This is a genomic window from Klebsiella sp. A52 (assembly GCF_018388785.1).
In the GTDB taxonomy this organism is placed as follows: Bacteria; Pseudomonadota; Gammaproteobacteria; order Enterobacterales; family Enterobacteriaceae; genus Klebsiella; species Klebsiella aerogenes.
The window spans coordinates 783800-797083 of sequence record NZ_CP074437.1; the positions used below are offsets into that span (position 1 = coordinate 783800).

General features: G+C 56.9%; 9 protein-coding genes. 4 read left to right on the forward strand and 5 right to left on the reverse strand.

Features of this window, described 5'->3' with window-relative positions:
- Window positions 1-45: 45 nt before the first annotated feature.
- Window positions 46-1986: a 3D-(3,5/4)-trihydroxycyclohexane-1,2-dione acylhydrolase (decyclizing) gene (gene iolD, locus KGA69_RS03630; RefSeq protein ID WP_047078563.1), complete on the reverse strand. Its 1941-nt coding sequence runs from the start codon at window positions 1984-1986 to the stop codon at window positions 46-48.
- 527 nt (window positions 1987-2513) lie between these two features.
- Here iolD and KGA69_RS03635 point away from each other — a divergent pair.
- Both KGA69_RS03635 and KGA69_RS03640 read left to right on the forward strand, forming a co-directional pair.
- Entirely contained in the window at window positions 2514-4427 is a 1914-nt protein-coding gene (locus KGA69_RS03635) for a bifunctional 5-dehydro-2-deoxygluconokinase/5-dehydro-2-deoxyphosphogluconate aldolase (RefSeq protein WP_213292842.1), read from the forward strand.
- Window positions 4428-4575: 148 nt separating this feature from the next.
- On the forward strand, window positions 4576-5430 hold the full coding sequence (locus tag KGA69_RS03640; RefSeq protein WP_015368536.1) for a MurR/RpiR family transcriptional regulator: 855 nt from the start codon (window positions 4576-4578) through the stop codon (window positions 5428-5430).
- 84 nt (window positions 5431-5514) lie between these two features.
- On the opposite strand, the gene iolB is transcribed toward KGA69_RS03640, so the two are convergent.
- The gene (iolB, locus tag KGA69_RS03645; RefSeq protein WP_047046197.1) at window positions 5515-6315 is read right to left on the reverse strand and encodes a 5-deoxy-glucuronate isomerase; all 801 of its coding nucleotides are present in this window, start codon (window positions 6313-6315) and stop codon (window positions 5515-5517) included.
- Window positions 6316-6333: 18 nt separating this feature from the next.
- Window positions 6334-7839: a CoA-acylating methylmalonate-semialdehyde dehydrogenase gene (locus KGA69_RS03650; RefSeq protein WP_213292843.1), complete on the reverse strand. Its 1506-nt coding sequence runs from the start codon at window positions 7837-7839 to the stop codon at window positions 6334-6336.
- Window positions 7840-8194: 355 nt separating this feature from the next.
- Here KGA69_RS03650 and KGA69_RS03655 point away from each other — a divergent pair, with 355 nt between their 5' ends.
- Window positions 8195-9016 (forward strand): TIM barrel protein, encoded by an 822-nt coding sequence (locus KGA69_RS03655; RefSeq protein WP_213292844.1) that lies wholly within the window; start codon window positions 8195-8197, stop codon window positions 9014-9016.
- Between the two features lie 87 nt (window positions 9017-9103).
- Complete coding sequence (locus tag KGA69_RS03660) at window positions 9104-10606, forward strand: helicase HerA-like C-terminal domain-containing protein (protein WP_047046200.1); 1503 nt, start codon at window positions 9104-9106, stop codon at window positions 10604-10606.
- A gap of 142 nt (window positions 10607-10748) precedes the next feature.
- On the opposite strand, the gene lptG is transcribed toward KGA69_RS03660, so the two are convergent.
- Both lptG and lptF read right to left on the reverse strand, forming a co-directional pair.
- Window positions 10749-11831 (reverse strand): LPS export ABC transporter permease LptG, encoded by a 1083-nt coding sequence (gene lptG / locus KGA69_RS03665; protein ID WP_045394714.1) that lies wholly within the window; start codon window positions 11829-11831, stop codon window positions 10749-10751.
- Entirely contained in the window at window positions 11831-12928 is a 1098-nt protein-coding gene (gene lptF / locus KGA69_RS03670; protein ID WP_045394713.1) for an LPS export ABC transporter permease LptF, read from the reverse strand. The genes lptG and lptF overlap by 1 nt, the downstream gene beginning before the upstream one ends.
- Window positions 12929-13284 lie beyond the last annotated feature (356 nt).

The window sequence follows — 13284 nt, forward strand, 5'->3', positions numbered from 1 at the left end:
TGGTTCTCTCCGTAGTTCTGTAGGGTTCAGGGTTCGTGTTCTTTGTTAGTAATCCCGCGCCTGGGCGCGTTTTTCATTAATCATTTCAGCGACTTTACGGATGCGTTCCGACAGCGCCGTCTGCGCCACGCCGACGTTCCACCAGCTCCCGTATTTGTGGACCATGGTTTTCGGCAGCACTTTAATGTCGATAAGCGTGCTGACGGTTTCACGGCGAGCGGCATCCAGCGCGTGGCGAAGCTCATCGAGGGTGGTGACCCGCCAGGTCTTGCAGCCGTAGCCGGAAGCGATCGTGGCGAAATCCACCGGCACCAGCCCGCCCTGCAGCTGGCCGTTTTCCGCCGAGCGGTAGCGGAACTCGGTGCCAAAGCTATCCATACCGTGTTCCAGCTGCAGGTTGTTGATGCAGCCGTTCGCCATGTTGTCGAGCAGAATGACGTTGATCTTCGCCCGCTCCTGCAAGGAAGTGACCAGTTCAGAGTGCAGCATCATGAAGGAGCCATCGCCGACCAGCGAATAGACCTCGCTCTGCGGCTGCGCCAGCTTCACGCCGAGAGCGGCGTTGACTTCATAACCCATGCATGAGTAGCCGTACTCGACGTGATAGGTATTCGGCGCCCGGTTGCGCCAGACGCGTTGTAAATCCCCCGGCAGGCTGCCCGCCGCCGCCACAATGACCGCATCCGCCGCCAGCGACTCGTTCAGCAGGCCAAGAACGCTGCTTTGCGTCAGGGTAGAATCCGTGATTTGACGGAATTCGCGATATACCGATTCGCGGTCAATATGGTCATCAATTTCTGGTACGAAATCCGTTTCCTGCCAGACCGCCTGATAGACGCGCTGGGTCTCTTTCATCTGCCGGCTCTGGACGCTTGCAATCTGCGCGCCCCATTCTGCCTGCCAGGGCTCGTTCGACAGCGCAGCGCTGAGCGTGCTTAGCGCCTCGCGGGCGTCCGCCAGCATTGGGATGCCGTCCAGCTTCCAGGCATCAAAATTACTGACGTTAACGTTAAGAAAGCGCACGCCAGGGGATTGGAATATCCATTTCGAGGAGGTGGTGAAATCGCTAAAACGTGTGCCGATACCGATGACCAGATCGGCCTCTTTCGCCAACAGATTGGCAGCCAGACAGCCCGTTTCGCCAACGCCACCGACGTTCAGCGGATGCGATGAAACCACCGTGCCCTTACCGGCCTGCGTTTCCGCAAACGGAATGCCGTAACGTTCGGCGAAGCTCACCAGCGCATCGCCTGCCGCGGAATATTTCACGCCGCCGCCGCAGACGATAAGCGGTTTACGGCTGGCTTTTATTGCCGCTACCGCATCAGCCAGCTGCGCCGCGCTTGGCGGACGGCGATCCAGACGGTGGACGCGGCGGGCAAAAAAGGACTCGGGATAATCCCAGGCTTCACCCTGCACGTCCTGCGGCAGACACAAGGTGACGGCGCCGGTTTCCGCCGGATCCGTCAGCACGCGCATGGCATTAATGCAGGCGCTCATGAGCTGTTCCGGGCGGGTAATACGATCCCAGTACTTACTCACCGCGCGAAACGCGTCGTTAGTCGTGATACTCAGATCGTGGCTCTGTTCGATTTGCTGCAGTACCGGGTCCGGCTGGCGGGTAGCGAATACATCGCCCGGCAGTAATAACAGCGGGATGCGGTTGGCCGTAGCCGTCGCCGCGGCGGTGATCATGTTGGCCGCCCCGGGACCGATGGAAGAAGTGCAAGCAATGATCTGCCGGCGCAGTGATTGACGGGCAAAGCCGGTGGCCGCATGGGCCATGCCTTGTTCATTACGCCCCTGGAAAACCCGCAGTTCGCCGCTGTTCTCTTCCAGCGCCTGGCCTAAGCCCAACACGTTGCCGTGACCAAAGATAGCGAAAATCCCTTTCACGAATTTCTGCGCTTCGCCGTCCACCTCCAGATACTGGTTATCAAGGAACTTCACCAGCGCCTGCGCCATTGTCAGTCTCAGTTTGCCCATGTTGCCTAATCCTTATCGTTCAGTATTTGTCGTGTGAGTTAGCGCTTTGCTCGCCAAAGAAGATGGCGTAGGTGCGGGAAAGCCGTTAACGTCCACTGGAATATTTTTGGATTATAGGCAAACATTTTTTTCATTAAACACAAATACAGAAGAAATGTTTCATTTTGCGAGAAGGATCAAACTCTCTACCCATTTCACACGTTTCACTTACATCTCCTTCGCGAGAAGTCTTCCAAACAAAAGAGGAAAAACAAGATTATCTACATGAAAATTATGGATAATATTGATATTAAAAAAAGGGGGACATGGGTAAACGGGACGCAGACAGCATGTATGAGCAGGCAGCTGCTCAGCCGCGCAGAGTGGTAGATCCTTCACACTTTTGGTTTTTTAATTTCGATTAGATTTGAAAATGAAATATTTATTTCTCAAACTAGAGATAACCAATAACCATCAGGCTGTTCACGGCAGACCGTCACTCGAGCGACCTTCTCCTGGCAGCAAATATGCAAAAGGAAACCCAAGCGATGAATGCAGCAGTTAAGCGGCTCGACGTCATCTGTATTGGCCGGGTGGCCGTCGATCTCTACGCCCAGCAGATAGGGGCAAGGTTGGAAGATGTGGCGAGTTTCGCCAAATATCTCGGCGGCTCCTCAGGCAACGTCGCCTTTGGCACCGCGATTCAGGGGTTGAAATCAGCGATGCTGGCCCGCGTTGGCGATGAACACAACGGTCGCTTCCTGCGTGAAACCCTCAGCCGCGCAGGTGTCGATACCGAATATCTGATCACGGATAAAGAACGGCTGACCGCATTGGTGATGCTGGGCATTAAGGATCAGGATACCTTCCCGCTGATTTTCTACCGCGACAACTGCGCCGATATGGCGCTGACGCCTGACGATATCAATGAGGAGTACATCGCCTCTTCACGCGCTCTGGCGGTGACCGGCACCCACCTTTCACACGCCAATACCCGAGACGCGGTACTGAAGGCGCTGGAATACGCCCGCCGCCACGGCCTGCGTACCGCGCTGGATATCGATTACCGTCCGGTGCTGTGGGGGCTTACTTCGCTGGGCGACGGTGAAACGCGTTTCATTGAATCCGGACCGGTGACCCGCCAGCTGCAGGAAGTTCTGCATCTGTTCGATTTAGTCGTGGGCACCGAAGAGGAGTTTCATATTGCCGGCGGCAGTACCGACACCCTCACCGCGCTGAAAAACGTGCGCCACGCCACTAACGCGACGCTGGTCTGCAAGCGCGGGCCGATGGGTTGCGTGGTGCTGGAAGGCGCGATCCCGGATAGCTGGGATAGCGTCCCGCTGCAGCAGGGCGTTCGCGTCGAGGTGCTTAACGTGCTCGGCGCCGGCGACGCCTTTATGTCCGGCCTGCTGCGCGGCTGGCTGAATGATGAAGGCTGGGAACAGGCCTGCCGCTACGCCAACGCCTGCGGCGCGCTGGTGGTTTCGCGCCACGGCTGCGCGCCGGCGATGCCGACGAAAGTCGAACTTGATGATTATCTATCGCGGGCAGATGCCGTTCCGCGCCCGGATATCGATGCGCGGCTCAATCACTTGCACCGGGTGACCAGCCGCCGCCAGCCGTGGCCAGAGCTATGTATCTTCGCCTTTGACCACCGCAAACAACTGGCGGACCTGGCGTTAGAAACCGGCCGCGATCCGGCCTGCATTCCCCGGCTCAAGCTGCTACTGTTGGCAGCCGCCGAAGCCGCAGCCGCTGAGGCCGGGCTTGAACAGCGTAGCGGTATCCTGGCCGACGGCACCTACGGCCAGCGTGCGCTTAACGCCATTACCGGTAAAGGCTGGTGGATCGGCCGGCCGATCGAGCTCCCCAGTTCACGTCCGCTGCGCCTTGAGCATGGCAATATTGGCTCGCAGCTGATCGACTGGCCGCTGGAGCACGTCGTCAAATGTCTGGTCTTTTACCATCCGGACGATCCGGCGGCGCTGCGCGCCGAGCAGGACGCGCTGCTGCTGGAAGTATGGCAGGCCTGTAATAAGTCCGGACACGAGCTGCTATTGGAAGTGATCCTGCCGGAGAACGGACCGGACAAAGACGAACGCCACTACCACACTATGCTGGAGCACTTCTATCAGTTGGGGATCCAGCCGGACTGGTGGAAACTGCCGCCGCTGGCCAGCGCCCAGTGGGAGCGGATCTCAGCGCTTATCGAGCGCGAAGATCCATGGTGCCGGGGCATCCTGCTCCTGGGGCTGGATGCCCCATCGGATCGCCTGCGTTCAGGTTTCGCCGAAGCGGCCGGACACCCGATGATCAAGGGTTTTGCCGTCGGCCGCACCATCTTTGGCCAGCCTTCGCGCCGCTGGATGCAGGGCGAACTGGATGACGCCGCGCTAATCGATGAAGTGAAGCGTAACTATTTGCGGCTCATCGGCTACTGGCGCGAAGCGCGCGGCTAACCTCCTTCAGGCCCGCCTCTTCCTTGAAAATGGCGGGCCTGCGGTTTCTTCGTGAAATGAATCGCGTATTTCATCGCAAAAAATGAAAAATTCGCTTCATTTGGTACACTGGAAGCCATATTCCTTCCATTTTCTCAGAGCGCAACTTATGGCTAATAATCCGACCCAACTGACCATCCTGCAGGATGAAATCAGACGGCGCTACGACACGCTCAGCAAACGTCTGAAGCAGGTGGCGCGCTATATACTGGATAACAGTAATAGCGTTGCTTTCGATACCGTAGCCTCCATTGCGCAACAGGCTGACGTTCCGCCCTCAACGCTGATTCGCTTCGCTAACGCCTTTGGCTTCAGCGGCTTTAACGAAATGAAGCAGATGTTCAGGCAGCATCTGATGGAAGAGACCGCCAACTACACCGAGCGCGCGCGTCTGTTCCGCCAGACCACTAACGACGAAACGACGCCGCCGGAAACGCCGACGGAAATCCTCAACATGTTCAGCATGGTCAATACCCAGGCGCTGCAGCAACTGGCAATGCAGACCTCCGGCGAAGACCTCAACCGCGCGGTAGATTTACTGGCGGATGCGGAAAATATCTATGTCATCGGCCTGCGTCGCTCGTTCAGCGTCGCCTCTTACCTGACCTACGCGCTGCGCCATCTGGATCGCAAAGCCTTCCTGATCGACGGCCTCGGCGGGATGTTCACCGAGCAGCTCAGTCTGGTGGGGCCGAAGGATGTGGTTGTGGCGGTGAGTTTCTCGCCCTACGCCCGTGAAGTGGTGGAGCTGGTTGAGCTTGGCGCCCAGCGCAAGGCGCGACAAATCGCCATTACCGATAGCCAGGTAAGCCCGCTTGCCGCCTTCAGTGATGTGTGCTTTGTGGTGCGTGAAGCGCAGGTAGATGGTTTCCGTTCGCAGGTGGCCTCGCTGTGCCTGGCGCAGACGTTGGCGGTATCGCTGGCATTGAATAGCAGCAAAGAGCCGCAGCAGCACCGCGCCTGATTACCCGTTGCGCTACGATGTAAACAACGGCAATCAACAGACAAAAAAGCCGGGACATCCCCGGCTTTTCTCGTTTATCGCGCACTATGAATAGCGATCGCTGTTGATCCAAGCGTGATCGTCTTCCCAGGTAAATAGCCACTTACGATCCGGCCCCGCCATTACGTTCAGATAGTAGCTGTTGTAACCGGCGATCGCCGCTACCGGATGATAGCCGCGCGGCACCATCACCACATCATGGTTATAGGGCGCCATACAGGCATCCAGGCTGCGGTCATCGGTGTACACTCGCTGAAAGGCAAAACCTTGCGGCGGATCGAAGCGGTGGTAGTAGGTCTCTTCCAGCTGGGTTTCCTGCCCCGGCAGCGCGGTATCGTGCTTGTGCGATGGCCAGGAGCTGGTCGCCCCTTCTTCGGTGTAGACTTCCACCACCAGCAGGCAATCCGCCTGCGCATTATCCGGCAGAATATTGTGCACCAGGCGCTGGTTGCGCCCTTTACCGCGATGCTCTACGCCGACATCCTCAGGCCGTATCACTCGCGCCGGGAAGCTGCCTTTGCCCGGCGCGCTGCAAACCGCCAGCTCAAGATCGGAATCTGCAGTGACCTCGACCTTATCGTGCGGCGGCACATAGACCGACCACGGCGGCGTACGCTCGAATGGCGACATGCGTTTACCAAGGTCGGGAAAATCGGCGTGCTGAGTTTTGATCGAGGCCAGCCCGGAAACCAGTACCAGACATAGCTCACGCTCGCCGCTCTCCAGGGTCACGGTTTGCCCCTGTTTTAACATCCAGACATCAAAGCCAATATACTGCCACCCCGCGCTCTGCGGGGTGATGTGCTGGATATGTCCCTCTTTTTGCGCTTTAGCCAATAACGACATAGCGTTCTCCTTCGCCGATTAACCTAACGTCGGCATACTGAATTCAGATACGGTTTGCTGCCCCTGCGGCCAGCGCACGGTGGCAGTTTTCATACGGGTATAGAAGCGGACGCCGTCCGGCCCGTGGACGTTCAGCGCGCCAAATACCGAGCGCTTCCAGCCGCCGAAGCTATGGAAGGCCATCGGCACCGGCACCGGTACGTTGACGCCAACCATGCCGGCCTGTACGTCATGGACGAACTCGCGGGCGGTATGGCCGTTGCTGGTAAAGACGGCGCTGCCGTTGCCAAATTCATGGCTGTTAACCAGCGCCAGCGCGCTTTGGTAATCAGCGACGCGGACGATCCCCAGCACCGGGCCAAAAATCTCTTCACGCCAGATGGTCATTTCCGGAGTGACATGGTCAAACAGCGTACCGCCAACGTAATATCCGTCCTCATGCCCGGCCACGCGAAGCCTGCGGCCATCCACCACCAACGACGCCCCTTCGCTGACGCCCTTATCAATATAGCCAAGTACTTTTTTCTGATGCGCTTCGGATACCACCGGCCCCATTTCGTTTTCGTCTTTACCGCGCAGGCAGCCGGGACCGACTTTCAGCGACTCGACTAATGGTTTCAGGCGGGCGATTAACTTATCTGCGGTCTCGTCACCGACGGCCACCACTACCGGCAGGGCCATACAGCGCTCGCCAGCGGAACCATACGCGCCGCCCATAATGGCATTCACGGTCGCATCAAGATCGGCGTCCGGCATCACGATGGCATGGTTTTTCGCCGCGCCAAACGCCTGGACGCGTTTTCCGTGAGCGCTGGCGGTTTTATAGATATATTCCGCCACGCCGGAGGAGCCGACAAAGCTGACGGCGGCAATACGCGGGTCGGTATAAAGCTGCTCGGCATCTTCATTGCTGCAATGGATGACGTTAAAGACGCCATCCGGCAGACCGGCTTCTTTCAGTAACTCAGCCATGCGTACCGCCGCGGTTGGCGCCAGCGCCGGTGGTTTCAGCACGAAGCTGTTGCCGCAGGCCAGCGCGATGGGGAACATCCACATCGGCACCATCGCCGGGAAATTAAACGGCGTTATCCCCGCCACCACGCCCAGCGGCTGCATGAGCGAATAGCTGTCGACGCCGGTACCCACGTCGGAAGAAAACTCACCTTTAATGAGATGCGGAATACCGCATGCGAACTCAACCACTTCCATGCCGCGGGTCAGCTCGCCCAACGCATCGGACCACACTTTGCCGTGCTCGCTAACGATAATTCCCGCCAGTTCATCGACGTGCTGTTCGAGCAGCATTTTAAAATTGAACAGCACGCGGGCGCGGCGCAGCGGCGTGGTGCGGGACCAGCTGTCAAAAGCGTCGCGAGCGACCTGGATTGCGTCGGAAACCTCCTGCGCGGTGGAAAGCGTGACTTCGCGAACTACATCGCCAGTGGCCGGGTCGTACACCGGCATCGTTTCGCGGCTGCTGCTGGTTAACGTTTTCCCACCAATAAAGTTACCTGTGATAGTCATCTTCTCGCCTCATAGTGTAGAAGGCCGTTCAAGTTACGGCCCGTCGCTGATTGTGCTGTGCTATAACCGTAGTAAAATGAAATTTATATTTCAATAAACAGATAAAATGAAATTCCACTTTGGTGATAGCTGTCGCATTTTTCAGCAAGCCTCTCTCTATGTGATTTCATATCACAGCAGTATAGAAGGTGAGATTTTATGCGGTTAGCTTTGATGTAAACCATGAAATGGCGCAGCAACTATTTTGCGATCGTGCTCAAATAACCATCATTTCATCCATTGCCAATGATGAAATAAACATTTTAACTATCTGGCAATCGAACTAAACCAGTCAACATCTTGTCAGGAGTGTCAAATGGCCATTGCCCTGCAGCGTTTCTGTATCAATCGTAAAATTGCGCCGTCGCTCAGCATTGAGGCGTTTTTCCGTCTGGTGAGCGAACTCGGGCTGCATAAGGTCGAGCTGCGTAATGATTTACCCAGCGGTAAAGTCACCGACGCGCTCACCTACCAGCAGGTGCGCAGGCTGGCCGACCGTTACCAGCTTGAAATTCTGACGATCAACGCCGTCTATCCCTTCAACCGCCGCAGCGCTGAAGTACGTCAGCTGACGGAGTCGCTGCTAAAAGAGGCGCAGGCTATTGGCGCCAAATCGCTGGTGATGTGCCCGTTAAATGATGGCACCGTTGTAGCGCCGCAAGAAACGCTTGCTGCTATGCGCGAGCTGGCGCCGCTGTTCGAACAATATGGCATTCAGGGCCTGGTCGAGCCGCTTGGGTTCCCACAAAGTTCGCTACGCTCTGCGGTTCAGGCTCAGGCGCTCATTCGCGACGCCCAGGTGCCGTTTAAACTGTTAATTGATACTTTCCACCATCACCTCTATCCACAAGCTGAAGAGGAATTCAGCCAGTTGGACATTACTGATATAGGCCTGGTGCATCTCTCCGGCGTCGACGATCCCCGCCCGCGCGAACAGTTGACCGACGACGAGCGCATCATGCTGACACCACAAGATAGGCTGCTGACCTGCCAGCAGGTAAAACATCTCGAAGCCCGCGGATATCGTGGCGATTACGCCTTCGAGCCTTTCGCCCCGCAGCTGGCGTCATGGCGTGAAGAGGATATTCGCCACGAGATTGAACAGAGCATTGCGCTGATTCAACGCCACTGCGCGTGAGATTAAACGTTGAGAGTTATCGATTTCCTCCCTCTTTTTGCTGTCAGGTTGCCTATAATCGACGCAGGATAAATGGAGGAATCGATCATGAGCTCACCCCTGCTAATTGCACGCACGCTGGACAAACAGCTCCATCTGCTGCCTGCAATGGCCAACCGTCACGGCTTAATTACCGGCGCCACCGGCACCGGTAAAACCGTTACTCTGCAAAAGCTGGCGGAGTCGTTTTCTGAGATCGGCGTGCCGGTCTTTATGGCCGATGTGAAAGGCGACCTGACCGGTATCGCGGAGGCAGGCCAGAGCTCTGAGAAACTTCAGGCGCGTCTGGAAAAAATCGGCGTTACCGACTGGGAGCCGCACGCCAACCCGGTGGTTGTTTGGGATATATTTGGCGAAAAGGGCCACCCGGTGCGCGCCACGGTGTCGGACCTCGGCCCCCTGCTGCTCGCCCGCTTACTCAATCTTAATGAAGTACAAAGCGGCGTGCTGAACATTATTTTCCGTATCGCTGACGATCGCGGTCTGCTGCTGCTCGACTTTAAAGATCTTCGCGCCATTACCCAGTTTATTGGCGATAACGCCAAAGCCTTCCAGAACCAGTATGGCAATATCAGCAGCGCGTCGGTCGGCGCTATCCAGCGCGGGCTGTTAACCCTGGAGCAGCAGGGCGCAGAGCACTTCTTCGGCGAACCGATGCTGGATATTCAGGACTGGATGCGTGTCGATGCCAGCGGTAAAGGGGTGATTAATATCCTCAGCGCTGAAAAGCTCTATCAGATGCCGAAGCTGTACGCCGCCAGCCTGCTGTGGATGCTCTCCGAACTCTACGAGCGCCTGCCGGAAGCCGGCGACCTCGAAAAACCGAAGCTGGTGTTCTTCTTCGACGAAGCCCACCTGCTGTTTAACGATGCGCCACAGGTACTGCTGGATAAAATCGAGCAGGTGATTCGCCTTATCCGTTCTAAAGGAGTCGGCGTCTATTTTGTCTCGCAGAATCCGTCGGATATCCCGGATGCCGTGCTCGGCCAGTTGGGCAACCGCGTGCAGCATGCCCTGCGAGCCTTTACCCCGAAGGATCAAAAAGCGGTGAAGACCGCCGCCCAGACCATGCGCGCCAATCCGGCGTTCAGTACCGAGCAGGCCATTCAGGAGCTCGGTACCGGCGAAGCGCTGATCTCCTTCCTCGACGAAAAAGGCAGTCCGTCGGTAGTAGAGCGTGCGATGGTCATCGCCCCATGTTCACGTATGGGGCCGGTCAGCGATGATGAGCGTAATGGCCTGATTAACCACTCGGCGCTGTACGGCAAGTATGAAGAAGAGATTGACCGCGAGTCGGCCTTCGAAATGCTGCAAAAAGGGGTGCAGGTCGCCACAGAGCAGCAGTCGGCGCCGCCGGCAAAAGGCCAACAAAGCGGCGATGACGACGGGCTGCTCGGCGGACTGAAAGATATTCTGTTCGGCACGACTGGCCCGCGCGGCGGTAAACGAGACGGTATCGTACAGACCGCGGCCAAAAGCGCCGTACGTCAGGTCACCAACCAGATTGTCCGCGGCATGCTGGGCAGCCTGCTTGGCGGAAGGCGCCGTTAACGTCAGTGTCGAGCCCCGGATTGCGGCGCGCTGCGTCCGATCCGGGCGACAACAATACAGGGCATTACATTGCGGATAGCCACTCAAACGGCAGGCATAAAAAACCCGGCGTTGCTTGCGCTTGGCCGGGTTATTTATCGAACTACGCTTTTCTCATCATCAGCCAAAGGCTTATCAGGAAGAAGCTTGCGCTTGGCAGCAGCGCGCCGATGATTGGCGGTATGCCGTAAACCAGCGTCAGTGGGCCAAATATCTGATCGAGGACGTAGAAGATAAAGCCGAAGCTAATCCCGGTAACGACCCTCACGCCCATCGCCACGCTCCGCAATGGACCAAAAATAAACGACAGCGCCATCAGCATCATCACGGCCACCGACAGCGGCTGGAAGATTTTGCTCCACATGTTGAGCTGGTAACGGCCCGGATCCTGACCGCTGGACTTCAAATAGGTCACGTAATTATGCAGGCCGCTGATTGACAGCGCATCCGGATCCAGCGCAACCACGCCGAGTTTGTCCGGCGTTAGTTTGGTCTTCCAGGTACCGCTGACCATCTGGGTACCGGTTACCTGCTTCGGATCGGTCAGGTCGGACTCATCAACCTGCGACAGACGCCAAACCTTAGCTTCATTATCAAACTTAGCGGAAGCGGCGTAACGGACAGATTGCAGACGACGGTTATCGTTAAACTGGTAGATGCTCACCCCGCCCAGCTCATCGTTGCCCTTCACCCGCTCAATGTAGACAAAATTATGCCCGTCTTTCGCCCACAAACCCTGCTGGGTCGACAGCAGCGAACCGCCGTACATCTGCTGCGCTCGGTAGTTACGCGCCATCTGTTCGCCCTGCGGCGCCACCCATTCACCCATCGCCATGGTCAACAACACCAGCGGGATCGCCGTTTTCATCACCGCCAGCGCCACCTGCATACGGGTAAAGCCGGAAGCCTGCATCACCACCAGTTCGCTACGCTGCGCCAGCATCCCCAGCCCCAGCAAAGCCCCAAGCAGGGCCGCCATTGGGAAGAAAATTTGCACATCTTTTGGTACGCTGAGAATGGTATAGAGTCCTGCTCCCAGCGCATCATAGCTGCCCTGCCCGGCTTTTTTCAGCTGGTCGACAAACTTAATAATGCCGGAGAGCGACACCAGCATGAACAGCGTCATCATGATGGTGTTAAAAATGGTTTTACCGATATAGCGGTCAAGTACGCCAAACGCCTGCATCACACCGCTCCTTTATTAAACCGGGCACGGAAACGACGCATCGGCACCGTATCCCACAGGTTAAGCAGCACCGCCAGCGCGAAGTAGAGCAGGTTCACGCCCCACATCCAGATGGCGGGGTCCATTTTGCCTTTACCCGCGTTCGATTTGATCGACGTTTGCAGCAGGAAGAACACCAGATACAGCAGCATCGCCGGCAGCATAGACAGCACGCGGCCCTGACGCGGGTTCACCACGCTGAGCGGGACAACCATCAGCGCCATCATGAACACCGCCGCCACCAGCGTGAAGCGCCAGTGCAGTTCGGCGCGGGCGCGATCGGTGTCGGTACGCCACAGGGTGCGCATATTCATCTGTTCGGTGTCGCTGGGATCGGCCGCTACCGCCTGATGGCCAATAACCGCCTGGTAGTTTTTAAAGTCGGTAATACGGAAATCGCGCAGCATCGCCGTGCCTTCAAAACGCGTCCCCTGGGTCATGGTGACCACCTGGGAGCCGTCTTTTTTCTGCGACAGCTCGCCGGAGTCCGCCACCACCACGGAAGGACGCGCGTTGCCTTTAGGCCGCAGTTGCGCCAGGAACACGTCGTTGAAGCGGTTGCCGTTGACGTTTTCGATAAACAGCACCGCGCTGCCGTCGCTGGCCTGCTGGAACTGGCCCTGAGCCAGCGCCGCCATTCCAGGGTTAGCTTTGGCTTCCGCCAGTACTTCGTCCTGATGGCGCGACGACCACGGCCCCGCCCACATCACGTTGACCGCCGCGACGGCGCCGGTAAACAGGGCGAGGATCATCGCCGCCTTAATCAATACGGCTTTACTTAAGCCGCAGGCGTGCATCACCGTAATTTCACTTTCGGTATACAGTTTGCCGAGCGTCATCAACAGCCCGAGGAAAAGACTCAGGGGCAGAATGAGCTGCGCCATTTCCGGTACGCCCAGCCCTAACAGCGAGAGCACCAGGTTGGTCGGGATATCGCCATCTACCGCGGCGCCGAGGATCCTGACGAGTTTCTGACAGAAGAAAATCAGCAACAGGATGAATAGGATCGCCAACTGGCTTTTCAGCGTCTCACGAACCAGATATCTTATGATTATCACTATAAATACGCCCGTAAAAACCCGTCTTATTGCAGGAAAATTGCTTGTTTCATGGCTTAAACGTCATTTATTCTCTTTTGTCGTCGAAAACATCGCTAAGATTAAATGACTCATCGGTTCTGCGTATCAGGATCTTTTCTGACGAACCAAAGCCGTAATAACGTTAAGATTAACACGAAGTCACCGCAACAGCGGACATGAGTTACGAAAGCTTGCAATTATATACTCAATGGATTTCGAGTTGTAGAAAGGCGGCAGGACTGTGAAGCCCCGGTGCGGCATCAGCCAGCGTCAGGGGTAAGCAGGCGTAGCCAACGCATCTGCAACTGGAAAGGCGACGAGTATAGCCGTAGCCA

What these genes read in the sequence shown, in the direction of transcription:
- KGA69_RS03660 (WP_047046200.1), top strand. Translation starts at nt 9,104, where the DNA reads ATGAGCTCACCCCTGCTAATTGCACGCACGCTGGACAAACAGCTCCAT.
- KGA69_RS03635 (WP_213292842.1), top strand. Translation starts at nt 2,514, where the DNA reads ATGAATGCAGCAGTTAAGCGGCTCGACGTCATCTGTATTGGCCGGGTG.
- iolD (WP_047078563.1), bottom strand. Translation starts at nt 1,986, where the DNA reads ATGGGCAAACTGAGACTGACAATGGCGCAGGCGCTGGTGAAGTTCCTT.
- KGA69_RS03640 (WP_015368536.1), top strand. Translation starts at nt 4,576, where the DNA reads ATGGCTAATAATCCGACCCAACTGACCATCCTGCAGGATGAAATCAGA.
- iolB (WP_047046197.1), bottom strand. Translation starts at nt 6,315, where the DNA reads ATGTCGTTATTGGCTAAAGCGCAAAAAGAGGGACATATCCAGCACATC.
- lptG (WP_045394714.1), bottom strand. Translation starts at nt 11,831, where the DNA reads ATGCAGGCGTTTGGCGTACTTGACCGCTATATCGGTAAAACCATTTTT.
- KGA69_RS03650 (WP_213292843.1), bottom strand. Translation starts at nt 7,839, where the DNA reads ATGACTATCACAGGTAACTTTATTGGTGGGAAAACGTTAACCAGCAGC.
- KGA69_RS03655 (WP_213292844.1), top strand. Translation starts at nt 8,195, where the DNA reads ATGGCCATTGCCCTGCAGCGTTTCTGTATCAATCGTAAAATTGCGCCG.